Source organism: uncultured Ruminococcus sp., from assembly GCF_946415235.1.
Classification (GTDB): Bacteria; Bacillota; Clostridia; order Oscillospirales; family Ruminococcaceae; genus Ruminococcus.
In genome coordinates this window covers 1-16,304 of the sequence record NZ_CAMKRR010000033.1, presented here as the reverse complement: position 1 = coordinate 16,304, position 16,304 = coordinate 1, and the positions used below count along the sequence as shown (strand labels likewise).

Below are 16,304 nucleotides of genomic sequence, written 5' to 3'. Positions count from 1 at the left end.
TTATAACATTGCGAAATTGCCATTTCAATAGATAATGTGTTAATTTTTCGCTTTTTTTGGAGCTTTAAATTAATATTGTTAAAATAAACTCATTGCAGAGGCACACAGTGTGCGTCCGTGAATAAATAGTACAGCGGAGATGCAATTGAGTCGCCTGCGGATCGTGAAAAGTGGACTTTCATTATTAAAAATACAAAAAAAGCGTGACAACATTAAAATAATGTGATATAATATAATCTGTATCCCTTTCTTTCATTTGGAAACGGGAAATAAACACTAAGATTGGAGCGATCCTTATGTCAAAGAAACCCTTTTACATTACCACACCGATTTATTATCCTTCGGGCGATCCCCATATCGGACACTGCTATACAACAGTTGCCTGCGATTCTATTGCCCGTTACAAGCGAATGCAGGGTTATGACGTAATGTTCCTTACAGGCACGGACGAGCACGGCCTGAAAATAGAGCAGAAGGCTGCCGAGAAGGGCGTTACTCCCAAGGAGTACGTTGACGTTATCGTTGATAAGTTCAAGAATCTCTGGAAGTACATGAACATTTCCTATGACAGATATATCCGTACTACCGACGACTACCACGTTGAAGCGGTACAGAAGATATTCAAGGAGCTGTACGACAGAGGATATATCTATAAAGGCGAATATTCGGGAAAATACTGCACTCCCTGCGAGAGCTTCTGGACAGACTCGCAGCTTGACGAGAAGGGCTGCTGCCCCGAATGTCACAGACCCGTGAAATTCGCAAAGGAAGAAGCATATTTCTTCAAGATGTCTCCCTTTGCGGAGCGCATCGAAAAGCTCCTTATGGAGACAGATTATCTCCGTCCCAAGACAAGAGCTGTTGAGCTGGTAAACAACTTCATCAAGCCGGGTCTTGAGGACCTCTGCGTATCAAGAACATCATTCACATGGGGAGTTCCCGTATCATTCGACGAAAAGCACGTCGTATACGTATGGATAGACGCTCTTTCAAACTATATCACTGCCCTCGGCTATGAGAACTCGGCACACAGCGACTTCGAGAAGTACTGGCCTGCGGATGTTCATATGGTAGCAAAGGACATCATGCGCTTCCACGCGATCATATGGCCTGCAATGCTCATGGCTCTCGACCTGCCTCTCCCGAAGCACCTTGCTGTACACGGCTATATCACAATGCAGAGCAAGGGCGGCGAAAGCGTTAAGATGTCGAAATCCCTCGGCAACGTCGTTGACCCGTTCGTACTGGGCGAGCGCTACGGCTGCGACTCCATAAGATACCATATCCTGCGTGAGATGGCTCTCGGTGCGGATAGCCTCTTCTCAAACGAGATAATGATAAACCGTATAAACTCCGACCTTGCCAATGGCTTCGGAAACCTTGTTTCACGTACTGTTGCAATGGCTGACAAGTATTTCGGCGGAACTCTCCCCGCAGAGCGCGAAGGTGATGCTCTCGACGAGGAGTTCAAGACAGTTGTTTCTTCTCTCTGCGGAGAAGTTGACAGGTGCATCGACGAGACAAAGCTCAAGCAGGCCCTTGAGGAGATATCTAAGGTCGTTGACCGCGCAAACAAGTACATCGACGAGACAGAGCCGTGGAAGCTGGGCAAGGACGATACGAAGAAAGCCCGTCTTGCGGCTGTCCTCTACAATCTCCTTGAAGCTATCCGCGTAACATCAGCACTCCTTGCACCCTTCATGCCTACAACCATGCCTAAGGTATGGGAGCAGATAGGCGCGTCGGAAGCCGATGTGGAGTACGAAAAGCTCAGCAGGTTCGGTGTGCTCCCCGAGAACGTAACAGTTCACAAGGGTGAGATACTCTTCCCGAGAATAGACGTTGATAAGGAAATAGAGGAGCTCAATGCCATACTCACAAAGAATATGGAAGCTGCAAAGGCTAAGCTCTCCGCAGAGGAAAAGGGCGAAGCTCCCGCTGAGGAGATACAGCTCGCTCCCGAGATAACCATTGACGACTTTGCAAAGGTCGAGATAAGAGTTGCAAAGGTAGTTGCCTGCGAAAAGGTGAAGAAGTCGGACAAGCTCCTTTGTTTACAGCTTGACGACGGCATGGGCGGACGTCAGGTAGTATCGGGTATCGCTCAGTACTACGAGCCCGAGGATCTTATCGGAAAGAAGCTCCAGCTCATTGCAAACCTCAAGCCCGTAAAGCTCAGAGGAGTTGACAGCAACGGCATGATATGCGCCGCAGATACTCCCGACGGAGTAAAGGTCATATTCGTTGATGACAGTATCCCCGCAGGCTCAAAGATAAGATAAATTTTTAAGTTCAGACAGCAGCATTCCTGATATTGCTTCGGGAATGCTGTTTTTTTCGACACATAATCAGACACATCGTCACTAAAACGAAGCTGTAATATTATGTTACAGTTTTTTTACTTGACATATTTTACCTTTTGACTTATAATAATTATAAATTCAACAGCCGTTTTGCGGCAGTTGTTGGCTCGGAGACGGTCTGTAAGCCGATACAGGGGATATACGGACGTATGCTCTGAGATACGGAGCTATTATTCTATCACATCGACAGGAGGAATATTATGATCTGCAAAAAGTGCGGAAGTGAAATGCCCGAGGACGCTCTGTTCTGTACGGAGTGCGGAGCTTCACTCGAAAAGGAAGATACACCTGTTACAGAGGCAGCCGAGGAGATCAGGGAGGCTGCGGAGGAAATAAGGGAAGAAGCTGCAAAAGACGCAGAAGAGGCAAAGGAAGCCTTCAAGGACGACGAGCCCACTTCCATACTTCCTCATCTTGAAGAGGTCATAGCCAATAATGAGGAAGCTCTCAGCCTTACGCAGGAAGATGTGCAGCTCCTCAACGATGAACCTACCGAGATACTCAGTTCCTCCGAGACTATTGAGCTGCCCGAGCCCGATCCTGCTGCAGAGAGCACAGCGGAGGCATTACATAACGATGCGGACAAGCCTGCGGAGTTCCCGAAGCAGGAAGCTCCCGTGAACGGCGCTCCCGACGCTTACAACGACAACAGCAGCACTATGGAGATACCCGTTCAGAACTCGCAGAGCGTTTTCAATAATAACGATCAGTATTCAGGCGGCGGATATACCGGGCAGCCGAGTGCTCCTCTGATACCGCCTCAGCAGCCCGTGCAGACAGCTCCCGAGCCTGCGCCTATGCCGCAGCAGCCTGCGGAGCAGCCAAAGGCAAGAAAGAAGGTAGGCGGCGGACGTATCTTCGGAGCTTCCCTCGTTACCATATTCGCAGTGCTCTTCATGCTCCTTTTCAGCTTTGTCCTTGCGATAAAGCTCGGTCTCAACGGCTCTGTTATCAGGAGAAGATTTGAAAAGCTGAACGATAGCACCACTCTCTCGGCTGAATTTGACGGCAGAGAGCTCTCAAAGACGCTGTACAATTCCCTCGGCTTCAGAACGGCAACTCAGGGCAGGGCAGACGAAGCCTCCTTCAAGAGATACCTCCTTGATACCGATTTCCGCGAGTATGCGGGAAAAGTCGCAGAGGGCTACCTTGACTACATAATAGACGGCGAGGGCTCTGATCCTTCCATAACCTCGGGAGATTTCGTAAATGACTTCATAAAGGCGAACAGCAAGGCTGCAAAGGACGAGTTCGGCTATGAGCTCACCAAAGCGGATTATGAGCTCCTTGAGGAAAATCTTGACAAGGACGATTTCTCGGACTCTCTCAGCGTAAGGGAGTGGAGAAAAGAGCTCGGCTTTGACGTTGACAAGTTCAGCTATCTGTTCTCGTTCATAACTATCGGCATTATCGGCGGTTTCGTGCTGCTCTTCCTAATATGGATAAGCGCGATCGTTGACAAGAGAGCAAAGCACGTTACGGGATTCTTTGCGGCTATATTCAACATCACGGGATTTATCGTGTTCCTTTCGGGAATGGTAATCATCGTAGGCTCAGCACTGGGCTTCACATTCACGCATAATGTGGGATTTTACCTGTCCGAGAGCCTGCTTCTCCCGCTGTCACTGATACTTCTCATAATCGGCGGTGCGGAGCTCCTTATAGGCTTTATTTTCAGGAAGTCCAACAGGATAATAAAGAAAAAGGCAAAGAAAGCAGCTGCCGCTGCCGCAAATGCACAGAAATAACATAATAAACAAGTCCGAGAGCATTGCTTTCGGACTTTTTTCTTTATTCTGCCGCTTCGGTGAGCGAGAGCAGCTTTTCTGCGATCTTCTCCCTGTATTTGCAGTTTTCGGGCTCAACGGAAAAGGAAACGGTATCGTAATCCGTATCATATATCATAGTAAAAGGGATGTCGCCGAAACGGCATGGGTAATGCCTGCACCATATGAGCTCTGTGCCGTTTTCGTTTTCGTCCATCATTCCCTCTTTTCTGAGCATATCTGCAAAGAACCTCAGAGCTGCTCCGTATTCGCCGCTTTCGTAAAAAACAGGCGGTATGACCTCTTTTTCACTGAATCCGATCGCAAAGCAGTTGTCATATCCTGCCTTTGACTTCATGTAAATGATACTTGCCACAGCTTTCGCCCTCCTTTTTCTATTATGATACAGCTATGATCCGATTTTGTCAATGCTTCATTTGTCTGTCGGGCGGACTTGTTTTTTTTATTGAAAAGTGGTATAATCATAGTTTGAAAGGAGAGTTGTGGATGATCGCAAATTATCACACTCACACCCGCCGCTGCGGACACGCGCAGGGAGAGGACAGGGAATTTGTTGAGTACGCTGTAAAGAGCGGCATAAAGATACTTGGATTTTCGGATCACTGTCCATGGGTATTTGATAACGGATACGTTTCGGGGATAAGAATGACCCCTGCGGAGACAGAGGGGTATTTCAGGTCGCTTACGGAGCTGAAGCAGGAGTATTCACGTGATATAAAGATATACATAGGCTTTGAAGCCGAGTACATACCTCAGCTCGTGGAAGCGCAGGATAAGCTCCTTGCGGATTATCCCCTTGATTATATGATAATGGGGCAGCATTTCAACGATCCCGAATACGATGGAGCATATATGGGCGCACCTGTATATGAGGAGAGCCTGCTGATACAGTACGTGGATCGTATAATAGAGGGCATGGAGTCGGGTAGATACTGCTATATCGCACACCCCGACCTTATACGCTATATGGGCGGCAGCGAGGAGTACGAAAAGCATATGACAAGGCTCTGCACCTTTCTTAAGGAAAAGGATATCCCCGTTGAGATAAATCTGCTGGGTATGTCTGGGGGCAGACACTACCCGTCCTACAGATTTTTCAGCATAGCGCAGAAGGTCGGTAATAAAGCCATAATAGGCTGCGACGCCCATCTGCCGCAGTCGCTGTGTGATGAGTATACCATAGAGCAGGGCAGACGCTTTGCGGAAAGGTTCGGACTTGAAATAGTTGAGACCCTTGACGGTCTGGATTGATGTAGGGGCGGATATTATCCGCCCGGTAAGGGAACGCCTGTCGGTTTCGGGGCGCTGCACCGGGTCCCGAAAGGGCTGTCAGTCCTTGACCTGACCAAAGGGTTGTGAACCCTTTGGAATCCAATTCATGGGTCAAAGCGACAATATAGGCATAAGGAGAAGAAAACATGAGTATTTTTGATGTGTTCGACAGGATAGCCGCAAATTCTTCCGCGGCAAGAGGTAAAATAGAATATGTGATAACAGGTCTCGGCAACCCGGGGCTTGAATATGAGAATACCCGCCACAATGCAGGCTTCATGGTGCTTGACGAGCTCGCAAAGCAGCTGGGCGAGGACATAAGCCGTCTGCGCTTCAAGGGCAAGACCGCAGAGGTAACTATCGAGGGCAGGCGCTGTCTGCTGCTCAAGCCCACTACCTTTATGAACAACAGCGGCGAAGCAGTCGTGCAGGCACTGGAGTTCTACAAGATAGACGCGGCGAACCTTATTGTCGTATGCGACGATATCTCCCTTGACTGCGGAAAGCTGAGAATACGCCGCAAGGGCAGCCACGGCGGTCACAACGGTCTCAGAAGTATATGTGAGCTCACGGGACGGGACGACTTCCCCCGCATAAAAATGGGAGTGGGCAAGAAGCCTCACCCCGATTACGACCTTGCAAAATGGGTGCTGGGAAAGTTCGGCAGGGATGACGGCGAGCTCATGAGCGAGTCCGTGAAAAACGCCTGCGAGTGCATAAAGCTCATGGTGCAGGGAAAGACCGATGAAGCCATGAACAAGTACAACTCATGATATCCATTCTTAACGGAGAGAGCAATGAACATCTTTAAGGACATATTTACCGGGCTTGCAGGCTTTAAAAGTCTGCGGGAAGCCATTGATAAGAATATCTCACCCGTCTCTGTGACGGGTCTTTCCCATATACACAGGGCGCAGCTCGTTCACGCTCTCGGCGGAAAGAAGATAAACCTCCTGATAACGGGTACGGAAGCCGAAGCAAAGAAGCTCAGCGACGACATAAACACTATGGCGGGCTGTGAGGAGGCTGTACTGTTCCCGTCAAAGGAGCTGGTATTCACTCCTGTTGACAGCACCAACCACGAATACGAGCATATGCGTATATCTGCACTGATAAAGGCTGCAAAGAGCCGCTGTTCGGTGATATGTGCAAGTATCGAGGCTGTCATGCAGCCCGTTATCCCCGTGGGAGTACTTATCGCCGCGGGAACGGAGCTAAGGAAGGGGCAGGAGATAAGCCTGACGGATATGGCTCTTACTCTTGCGAAGTGCGGCTATCAGCGCTGCGAAAAGGTTGAGGGAGCTTCACAGTTTTCAATACGCGGTTCTATCCTCGACATATACCCCGTTCAGGCGGATAAGCCTGTCCGTATCGAGCTCTGGGGCGACGAGATAGACAGTATATCGGAGTTTGAGACTGATACTCAGCGCCGCACGGAGGCTCTTGAAAGCGTGGAGATCTACCCCTCGGGCGAGGTGCTCTACGATAACGATGAGCTTGCTGATAAGATAGAGGAGCTGTGCAAAAAAGTCCGCGGAAAGCGCATGGACGCAGTCAGGGAGCACCTCGGTGCGGACGTTCACAGGCTCAGGGCAGGGGAGATACTTGCCCACAGCGTGAAGTACTACCCCCTCGTTTACGGCGAGCCCTCAACTGTATTCGACTACATAGACGGAGCTGTGCTTTTCAGCGACTATTCCGACGTTATGGACAATGCCGCAGGAGTCCTCGCGCGGCATAACGAGGACGTAAAGATACTCATGGAGGACGGACAGCTCTGCAAGGGACTTGACGGCTATGTGCTGGAGCTCCCCGAGGTGCAGCATATCGCGGAAAAGAAGGTGTGCCTGTATATGAGCAGCTTCATGCAGGGCGGCGAGCGTATAGACTTCCGCAGGCTCGTCAGCTTCGAGGCTATGCAGACTGCCCCGTGGAGCGGCGAGATGAAGCAGCTCCTTGAGGACCTTGAGGACTTCAGACGCCGCGGCTACCGCATGGTGCTTGCTGCAGGAAGCGACAAGACCCTGCCTATAATACAGCAGGACCTTACGGAAAGCGGTATCCCCTGCGATATACTGACCGACAGTTCCGAGTCTGCGGAAGGCCGTGTGCTGCTCATGTCGGGCAGCTTCAGCGGAGGCTTTGAGTACCCCGAAAACAAGACCGTCCTCATAACTCAGGGACGCTCGATGGACTCAGTCCGCAGAAAGCGCCGCAAAAAGAAGAACAAGGCAGAGGAGATACGCTCCCTTGCGGACATTACCGAGGGCGACCTTGTAGTACATTCGGGTCATGGTATCGGACGCTTTATCGGCATACGCAAGCTTGAAATGGACGGCGTTACCAAGGACTATATAACCATACAGTACGCAGGTACGGATAAGCTCTATATACCCGTAACCCAGCTGGATATGGTGTCGAAATATATCGGTCCCCGCGACGACAGCGGCGTTAAGCTGAACAAGCTCAGCTCGGGCGAGTGGCAGAAAACACGCAGCAACGTTAAACGCGCCGTAAAGGATATGGCTCATGAGCTCATCGCCCTTTACGCAAAGCGCGAAAAGAGCGTGGGATTTGCCTTCTATCCCGATGACGAGATACAGCGCGATTTCGAGGAGCGTTTCCCCTATGTGGAGACCGACGATCAGCTCATCTCCATAGCGGAGATAAAGGCTGATATGGAGCGCCCCCGTCCTATGGAGAGACTTCTCTGCGGAGACGTTGGCTTCGGCAAGACCGAGGTAGCTCTCAGAGCTGCCATGAAATGTGTCCTTTCGGGCAAGCAGTGCGCGATACTTGCGCCTACCACAGTCCTTGCGTATCAGCACTATCAGACGGCTCTGCGCCGTTTCGAGCACTTCCCCGTGAATATAGAGCTCCTCAGCAGATACCGTACTCCCAAACAGCAGGAGGAGATAATAAAAAAGCTGAAACAGGGACGCATCGACCTTATAATCGGTACTCACAAGATAATACAGAAGTCAGTGGTGTTCAAGGACCTCGGACTTGCCATAATCGACGAGGAGCAGCGCTTCGGCGTGGCTCATAAGGAGCGCTTCAAGGAGAGCTTTGCGGGAGTCGATGTGCTCATGCTCTCGGCAACTCCCATACCCCGTACACTGAATATGGCAATGAGCGGCATACGCGATATGTCGGTCATAGAGGAGCCGCCACAGGACAGATATCCCGTGCAGACCTACGTTATCGAGTACAACATGGGTACGGTAGTGCAGGCTATAGTAAGGGAGCTCCGCCGCGGAGGACAGGTCTACTACATACACAACCGCGTGGAGACTATCCGTGCCTGTGCTTCGCGTTTGCAGGAAATGCTTCCCGAGGCGCGAATCGCTGTAGCTCACGGACAGATGAGCGAGGACGAGATGTCCGATATATGGGAGCAGCTGGTGGAACATGAGGTGGATATCCTCGTGTGCACCACTATCATAGAGACAGGTGTGGACGTGCCTAACGTAAATACCCTTATCATCGAGGACTCCGACCGCTTCGGACTTTCGCAGCTGTATCAGCTCCGCGGAAGAGTGGGGCGCTCGAACCGCAGGGGCTATGCGTATTTCACCTATCAGCGTGATAAAGTCCTTACGGAGATAGCTACGAAGAGACTGAACGCCATGAGGGAGTTCACCCAGTTCGGAAGCGGCTTCAGAATAGCTCTCCGCGACCTTGAGATAAGAGGTGCGGGAAGTATACTCGGCGGCAGGCAGCACGGACATATGGAGGCTGTGGGATACGATATGTATTTGCAGCTCCTTTCGGAAGCTATTGCGGAGGAAAAGGGCGTTCAGCCCGAGAAGATACCCGAGTGTCTCGTGGATATACAGATAGATGCTCATATCCCCGAGGACTACATCTCAAGCCTTAATCAGCGTATAGATATGTACCGCAAGATAATGCTCGTGAACGACGAAAACGACAAGTCCGACCTAATAGACGAGCTTATCGACCGCTACGGCGATCCGCCGAAGTCGGTAGTGGGACTTATCGACGTTTCACTGCTGAGAAACAAGGCGGCACACCTCGGTATAACCGAGATATCGCAGAAAAACGGCGCGATGTACTTCTATACGGAGTACATCTCCACAGACCAGATAGCGGCTCTGCAAAAGGCCTATAAGGGCAGGATAGCCTTCAACGGCGCAGGGAAGTCCTATGTGTCCGTGAAGATATCGCCTAAGGTTCTGCCCTTTGAGATGATGATAGAAACTGTTGATATTTTCTATCAGCACCGCGAGAATAATGCGTAATTCGTAATGCATAATTAAAGGCGAACCGTCAGGTTCGCCTTTCCTTGTAGGGGCGGATAATATCCGCCCGCAGGTTTGCAGAAAGCAGTGCAGGGGCGAACAGAGTTCGCCCTTTTAAATATTCGCCGATGAATTCTTCGGGCGCACAGTGTGCGCCCCTACAAATCACTATGCACTAATCACTGATAACTGATCACTTGCGGACTGCCAAAGGCAGTCCCTACAGGCTAATATGACAGTAATGTGAAAAAACTCCCAAACTACTTTACATGGGCTGCTTTTTGTGCTACAATGAACTTGTAAACAGACACATCGCGCTTTCATACAGCACATACAAAGGAGATACACATATGAATTACAAAAGCTTTATCGCAGGCGCTATGGCTTTTGCTCTTGCAGCCTGTGCGGCAGGATGTTCGGAAAAGAATACCTCCGACTCAAAGCAGGATAACACTAATAAGGAAACTACGGCTCCCACGGAGACCACAGCTGCCGAGGAGACCACGGAGGAGCCTACAGAGGAGCTTCTCCCGCCCGAGCCCGTTGAAGCCACAGACCCCAATACCGTTACCTTCGATGACGGCAGATTCGACTTCGTGACAACAAGGAATGAGGACCCCGACTGCGCTTCGGGTACTATTTCCGTAGCGGAGCTCATGGGCAATAAAATGCTCAGGTTTGCAGACGATAATACCGTTCCCCTGGACGGAAAGGTGCAGAAGGTCATAATAAGCGCTACAAAGCTGCTCGGAAGCGAGGGCGCGGCAAAGGTACGCAGTATAGAGTTCGACCTTTATGCTCAGGCTACCGCAGACCACCTCAAGACAGATGATGCCGACGGCGTAAGAGCTCCGGGCTGGATAGGCGGAGGCGGCGGCACTGTCACCGCCAAGGACGACAACTGGTACGACTTCAAGGAATTCAGCGGCGGAGAGTACAACTTCGAGACCTCGGGCAATGTCCATGCGGTATTCAAGTTCCTGCTGGCTGACAGCGGACTCTGCTGGACAGAGGATATGGAGGACGCAAACTTCCTTATCATGCGCTGGGGCATAGCCAATGAGTCGGATATGTATATAGACAATATCGTGTTCTACGACGAGGACGGCAAGTCCATTCCTCTTGCGGAGCGCACTGAGGATACTACAGAGGCAGAGAATGCTGCCGAAGGTACAGAAAACGAAGAGGCATAAAGCAAAGCGCTTCCGAGCATATCGGAAGCGCTTTTTTCTGTAATTATTCGACATTTACCCAGTCGTAATAGGTGAATTCCGAGCCTTTGGGTGTGGTTTTGGTCTTTTGCTGTATTTCATAAAGCACCTTGCCGTTTTCATCGGTGGCAGTTCCTTCGTGTATCCCGTATCCTTTGCTGTCCCACTGCTCCTGAGTAGGCTCATATGCCATGCCGCAGAAGCCGTTTTTATCGGGGGATAGAGTATAGCTTTGTCCATACATCATAAAGTTTATATTCTTTATTCGGTCGTCTGTCACGTAAAAGGCAATTGTGACATAGTATTTGTTTTCGTTCATATATCCATTTGCGTCTGCTGTCATGTATATTTTTTTGTCCTGAGTTATGTCAAATGATCCTCCGCCCATATAGAGCCACATACCAAGATCCATTAAAGAGCTTTCAGCATTGCATTCATAAAGCATTGTCGGCTCATCGGGTCTGTCCACAAGCACATATGTTGATGCTCTTCTTCTGTCGGAGCTTTTTAAAGTGCCGAGACATTTCAAATCAGCCTGTGACAGATCGTGCCATTGTCCTATATATAGCTTTGCTGCTTGATAAGGGGTAAATCTTTGTCTACCGTCAAAATAGTTTGCTAAAACGTTTATGGTAAGCAGCAGCAGAACTGTAAAGCAGAATATTCTGAGTATCATCCATTTGTATTTCTTGCGGACGCGCTTTGCGGTATCCTTGTATTTTGATGTATCCTCAGGCAGAGGGATATTCTCGCAGGGGGTGATACTTTTTTTCATCTGTTCCCACTCGTTTTTACAGTCGGAGCATTCGGCTATGTGTTTTTCAACGGCTTCCCGTGACTTTTCGGACGCGATACCGTCGATGCACAGGGGCATCAGGTCGCGTATGATATCATGGTCATATTTCATATCCGTACCTCTCTTTCATTATCTTGCGGAATTTCACGACAGTGCGGTTGTATATAACTGCCGCTGTATTCGGACGCATTTTCAGCAGCACACCTATTTCGGCGTAGCTGACATCGGAATACAGGCGGTACTGTACCACAGAACGGGCAGGCTCTTCCAGCTCGTCAATAAGCACATGGAGCTTTGAGAGCATTTCCTTCTGCTCTATATCGGCAACGGGCGGCGGCAGAGACAGCTCGGTCTGATCTGCTGCGATATCGCGCTGCCTGATCTCCCTGCGTATGTACTTGGCGTAAATATTCTTTGCGATTTGGAAAAGCCATGTTCTGAGGCTGCAATCGCCGCGGAACTTTCCGAATGAGAGGAACGCCTGATAGAATGTTTCCTGTGTAAGCTCTTCTGCGGCAGTTGTATCGAAGGACGTCATATGCATCAGAAAGCGCATGACTTCGGGCTGATACTTGTTGTATATCTCTTCAAATTCATTCATCGGCATTCACCTCCTGTTATGGATATCAGATACGTATCTGTATATTAGTACCCGCTTAGCGGAAAAAATTACAGTCTGCAAAAAATAATTTACGCTTCCGAGCATATCGGAAGCGCTTATATATATCAGTCAAAATAGAATATCTCCTCGAATTTCTTGTCGAGAGCGATGCAGAGTATCAGTGCAAGCTTTGCCGTGGGGCTGAACTGCCCTGTCTCTATGGAGCTTATGGTATTGCGGGATACTCCCACCATTCTTGCAAGCTCGTCCTGTGAGAGACGCTGCTCCTTGCGTATCTCTTTCAGGCGGTTTCGGAGTACAAGCGAATCGTCTATCATAGATGCACCGCCTTACGGTTTGATATTGAAAAGCTCGCATATTCCGATGAAAGCGGGGATAAGAAAGGTTAAGCCCGAGACTGCCGCCAATAAAATATCCGAGGCTTTTTTGCTTTTTATTGCTCTGTAAAGCCACATTGAGAACGACATGCAGAATTCCACAGCGATAATACCATAATTAACACGCTGTGTAGCGATCAGGGACAGCATAGTCCATAATGCCGTGAAAGCCATACTGATTATCAGAGCGAATCTTGCAGCGCTTTTGAAATGGTCTATCTCCGCGATATCGCGGTTTTTGTTTTCCTGTCGGCTTTTAGCGAGAATTTCTTCCTTGTTCATGCATATCACCCTCTTTATGCTCTGCTTTTGAACATATTCATTATAGCAACAGCTGTAAATGCAACAGTCATGATGAGCCAGAGTACGCCTATGGCTGTCAGCATTTTATTATTTCTGCTTCTGCCGTTCATAATATAGGATATGAAGGCACCTGCGGCGATTATAGCCCAGTATCCGTAGTTTGTTTCGCCTGTGATGAGTATATTGGCAGTAAACAGGATAAATGCGATTACCATTGCCGCTATGAGCGAATAGAAAGAAGCCTTATGATTTACGGCTTCAACGTATGGATCATTTTTCTTGTATTCCTGCTGGCTTTTTGCGAGTATTTCTTCCTTGTTCATAATTGTTACCTCCTATATGATGCAAAGTTTTATTGGCGTTTTTTGACAAGTATACTTGGTATGATCTTATTATAGCACTGCCAAGTGTACTTGTCAAGACTTTGCAAAGCAAACTTGTCAGATTTGTAGGAATGCACAATTGGAGACAGACAAAATAATGCTGATTGCACAATAATGTAGGGGCGCACAGTGTGCGCCCGCAAGTGATTTGCAGGGGCTGCCTTTGGCAGTCCGCAAATGAGCAGAGTGTAGTGCAGGGGCGGCGCCCCTACACATTGTCATTCACACAGAAAAAAGGCACTGTGATTATCACAGTGCCTTGATTACGCATTACGAATTACGAATTACGCATTAAATTGAGCTCATAACGACCTTTGTCTCATTGATAGAAGTCAGTATAATCCAAATTATGAAATGTGATGTTATAACTTGACAAAAAAGCAAAAACAATATATAATATTACTAAGAAAAGGAGGACGATTGTATGCAAGAATATTTTGAAATAATGGGAACGCAGATTCCTTTTAAGGATATTAAGAATTATCGTTTGATACAATGCGAATACATATATCGTCCTTTATATCAAGAGATTTCAAATAAAATTATCAGATTAGCATCAAGGAAACATTATGAGTTTTCAGAAATGGTTCCATATGCTGCGATTTTGAGCGATGATGAGTATACTTTAGCTACAAAGAAAGCAAAAACTTCGTCTGTTAAAGACGCTGTTTTAAAAGATGTTGCCATTGGTGTAATATCAAAAGTCGCAGACAAATTAAGTATAAAGGAATTAAAAAGCAAAAAATATAAGTGTATAAATGTTGCAGGTAGAGTTTTTGAGTGCTTTCTTGATGATGTTCCTGCGATTATTACACGAAATGATGGAAAAATATCAGAAGTACATAAAGGTGATGAATTATATCCTTTGTTGGGTGAGCCCATAGCTCCAGCAATTTATATTATACCAGCGTTAAAAATAGAAGCTTCTGAGAAATATATTTTTTATGGTAATTCGATACAGATAAATGATACAACAAGTGAATATGAAAAACTAAAGAATTTAATGACAGAGTTTAAGGATAATATGTCTGAGCAGCTTAGAATAGAAGCGGTGAATAATAATCAAAAATCATTGCCTAACAAAGTTGCTTCATTAAAGAAAAAGCTTCTTCCTCATAAAAAAGATAAAAATGATTGAAAAATCCCTCAGCAGAAATGTTGAGGGATTTTTTGTGTGTTGCGGGACGCCGCCCCTACAAAAAAGGCACTGTGATTATCACAGTGCCTTTTTTACGCATTAAACTCAGCCCATAACGACCTTTATCTCGTTAACGTCCTTGAGCTTGTCCGCGGGAACATAATTGCCTGCAAGCTTTTCGCCGTTGAGGATTATCTCCCTGACACCGCTTTGAACGTGCGCGGAGTTGTCGATATTGATATTGAGCTTCTTTCCGCGGAAGTTCTTCTCAATTTTGAAGCCGTCCCACTTTGAAGGGATAGAAGGAGCTATAGCAAGTCCGCCGAGGTCGGGACGCATACCGCAGATACCTTCTACGCAGCCGACCATTACTGTGGAAGCTGTACCTGTGAGCCAGTGAACGTGTGAACGTCCCTCGTAAGGAGAAGCCTTTGACTCGGTGAACTGTCCGTGTACGTATGGCTCCATGACACGTATCTCAGCCTTGTCGTTCATAGCGGCAGGCGAGCTTTCGAGGAAGTACTCGAATGCGCGGTCACCGTGGCCGAGGAGAGCTTCGGCAAGTATGAGCCAGCCCTGAGACTGGGAGAAGATACCGCCGTTTTCCTTTGTATCAAGGTTGAACACCTGCATGAGTGCGCCCTTGAAGTGGTGATACTTGTAAGGGGGCTCGAGGAGCTTAGCTCCGTAAGGTGTATTGAGTATATCATGAACGCTGTTCATAGCCTTTTCAGCCTGTTCCTCGGAGGCAAAGCGTGAAATAACGCTCCAGCTCTGAGGATTGAGCCACATATTTGCCTCGGGGTCTTTCTTTGCGCCGACGATAACGCCGTTGTCGCGGATGCCGCGGATAAATCTGTCCTCGTCCCAGCACTTTTCAAGAGCTGCGCCCAGCTTCTTCTGAGCATTGTCGAGATATGAGATATAATCTGTATCGTTTTTGTCCTTAGCCATGTCGCGCATTACGTTCATTGCGTAGTAGAGCTGGAATGCCACGAATGTGGACTCGCCCTGTGCGCCGAGACGGAGACAGTCGTTCCAGTCGGCGTGGAGACCTGCGGGCATATCGTGGCTGCCGAGACGCTCCATTGAGAAGCGGATAGCGTTCTTGAGGTGCTCGTAAACTGTAGCCTTTCCGCCGCCCTCTTCCGCGTAGGTGATGACTTCGTCAAGGAAGCCCTTGTTTCCGCTCTCACCGAGGTACTTTACTATAGTGGGGAAGAGCCACAGTGCGTCGTCTGCACGGTATGAGGGGTGACCTGTTTCCTTTGCGTAAACGCTGTGCTCGTCGTTCTCGTCGGGGCAGGTCTCGTGACCTGCGTTGTGGTCGAACTTAACAAGGGGCAGACCGCCGCCGTTGCTTACCTGAGCCGATAGCATGAAGCGTATCTTCTCTGCTGCCATTTCGGGATCAAGGTGTATGATACCCTGTATATCCTGTACAGTATCGCGGTAGCCGTAGCCGTTTCTGAGACCGCAGTATACGAATGAAGCTGCTCTTGACCATATAAAAGTAATGAAGCACTGATAAGCGTTCCATACGTTTATCATATTGTTGAACTCGGGTGAGGGAGTCTCTACCTTGAAGTTTGAGAGCTGACCGTGCCAGTAGTCCTTGAGCTGCTTGACCTCTGCGTCTACCTTTCCTGCTGCCTTGTATTCTTCAAGTATGGCAGCAGCCTCGGGGTCCTTGCGCTCGCCGAGAACGAAGATGAACTCCTTTGTCTCGCCTGCCGCAAGAGTGATATCGCTCTGGAGAGCGCCGCAGGAATTGGAGTTGTAGTTCATAA

Annotated in this window: 14 protein-coding genes; 7 read left to right on the top strand and 7 right to left on the bottom strand. The window is 48.6% G+C overall.

What is annotated here, in order from left to right; translation table 11 throughout:
• The first annotated feature begins 296 nt into the window (after positions 1 to 296).
• Together metG and Q0R37_RS08090 are read left to right on the top strand one after the other, a co-directional pair.
• Positions 297 to 2,282: a methionine--tRNA ligase gene (gene metG, locus Q0R37_RS08095; RefSeq protein ID WP_294753188.1), complete on the top strand. Its 1,986-nt coding sequence runs from the start codon at positions 297 to 299 to the stop codon at positions 2,280 to 2,282.
• A 281-nt stretch (positions 2,283 to 2,563) separates the two neighbouring features.
• A complete protein-coding gene (locus tag Q0R37_RS08090; protein WP_294753186.1) occupies positions 2,564 to 4,111 on the top strand; it encodes a zinc-ribbon domain-containing protein in 1,548 nt (515 codons plus the stop codon).
• A 43-nt stretch (positions 4,112 to 4,154) separates the two neighbouring features.
• On the opposite strand, the gene Q0R37_RS08085 is transcribed toward Q0R37_RS08090, so the two are convergent.
• Positions 4,155 to 4,505, bottom strand: a complete 351-nt coding sequence (locus tag Q0R37_RS08085) for a hypothetical protein (protein WP_294753184.1) — start codon at positions 4,503 to 4,505, stop codon at positions 4,155 to 4,157.
• Between the two features lie 131 nt (positions 4,506 to 4,636).
• Here Q0R37_RS08085 and Q0R37_RS08080 point away from each other — a divergent pair, with 131 nt between their 5' ends.
• The 4 genes from Q0R37_RS08080 (at position 4,637) to Q0R37_RS08065 (ending at position 10,877) form a co-directional block, all read left to right on the top strand.
• The gene (locus tag Q0R37_RS08080; protein WP_294753182.1) at positions 4,637 to 5,401 is read left to right on the top strand and encodes a histidinol-phosphatase; all 765 of its coding nucleotides are present in this window, start codon (positions 4,637 to 4,639) and stop codon (positions 5,399 to 5,401) included.
• Positions 5,402 to 5,568: 167 nt separating this feature from the next.
• Positions 5,569 to 6,195, top strand: a complete 627-nt coding sequence (gene pth, locus Q0R37_RS08075) for an aminoacyl-tRNA hydrolase (protein WP_294753180.1) — start codon at positions 5,569 to 5,571, stop codon at positions 6,193 to 6,195.
• A 24-nt stretch (positions 6,196 to 6,219) separates the two neighbouring features.
• Positions 6,220 to 9,684: a transcription-repair coupling factor gene (mfd, locus tag Q0R37_RS08070; RefSeq protein ID WP_294753179.1), complete on the top strand. Its 3,465-nt coding sequence runs from the start codon at positions 6,220 to 6,222 to the stop codon at positions 9,682 to 9,684.
• 350 nt (positions 9,685 to 10,034) lie between these two features.
• Entirely contained in the window at positions 10,035 to 10,877 is an 843-nt protein-coding gene (locus Q0R37_RS08065) for a hypothetical protein (protein ID WP_294753177.1), read from the top strand.
• Between the two features lie 43 nt (positions 10,878 to 10,920).
• On the opposite strand, the gene Q0R37_RS08060 is transcribed toward Q0R37_RS08065, so the two are convergent.
• From Q0R37_RS08060 to Q0R37_RS08040, 5 genes are all read right to left on the bottom strand, one after another.
• On the bottom strand, positions 10,921 to 11,802 hold the full coding sequence (locus Q0R37_RS08060) for a zf-HC2 domain-containing protein (protein WP_294753176.1): 882 nt from the start codon (positions 11,800 to 11,802) through the stop codon (positions 10,921 to 10,923).
• Positions 11,792 to 12,292 carry a sigma-70 family RNA polymerase sigma factor gene (locus Q0R37_RS08055; RefSeq protein WP_294753174.1) on the bottom strand — a complete coding sequence of 167 codons (501 nt, stop codon included), beginning with the start codon at positions 12,290 to 12,292 and terminating at the stop codon, positions 11,792 to 11,794. The genes Q0R37_RS08060 and Q0R37_RS08055 overlap by 11 nt, the downstream gene beginning before the upstream one ends.
• Positions 12,293 to 12,417: 125 nt before the next feature.
• Positions 12,418 to 12,627, bottom strand: coding sequence for a helix-turn-helix transcriptional regulator (locus Q0R37_RS08050; RefSeq protein ID WP_294753208.1), 210 nt, complete (start codon positions 12,625 to 12,627; stop codon positions 12,418 to 12,420).
• A gap of 15 nt (positions 12,628 to 12,642) precedes the next feature.
• A complete protein-coding gene (locus tag Q0R37_RS08045; RefSeq protein WP_294753172.1) occupies positions 12,643 to 12,972 on the bottom strand; it encodes a DUF6442 family protein in 330 nt (109 codons plus the stop codon).
• Positions 12,973 to 12,986: 14 nt separating this feature from the next.
• Positions 12,987 to 13,316, bottom strand: coding sequence for a DUF6442 family protein (locus Q0R37_RS08040; protein ID WP_294753170.1), 330 nt, complete (start codon positions 13,314 to 13,316; stop codon positions 12,987 to 12,989).
• A 484-nt stretch (positions 13,317 to 13,800) separates the two neighbouring features.
• Here Q0R37_RS08040 and Q0R37_RS08035 point away from each other — a divergent pair, with 484 nt between their 5' ends.
• Positions 13,801 to 14,514 (top strand): hypothetical protein, encoded by a 714-nt coding sequence (locus Q0R37_RS08035; protein ID WP_294753168.1) that lies wholly within the window; start codon positions 13,801 to 13,803, stop codon positions 14,512 to 14,514.
• Between the two features lie 105 nt (positions 14,515 to 14,619).
• Here Q0R37_RS08035 and Q0R37_RS08030 read toward each other — a convergent pair.
• Positions 14,620 to 16,304, bottom strand: a 1,685-nt coding sequence (locus Q0R37_RS08030; RefSeq protein ID WP_294753165.1) for a glycosyl hydrolase family 65 protein, incomplete at its 5' end; no start/stop codon positions are given.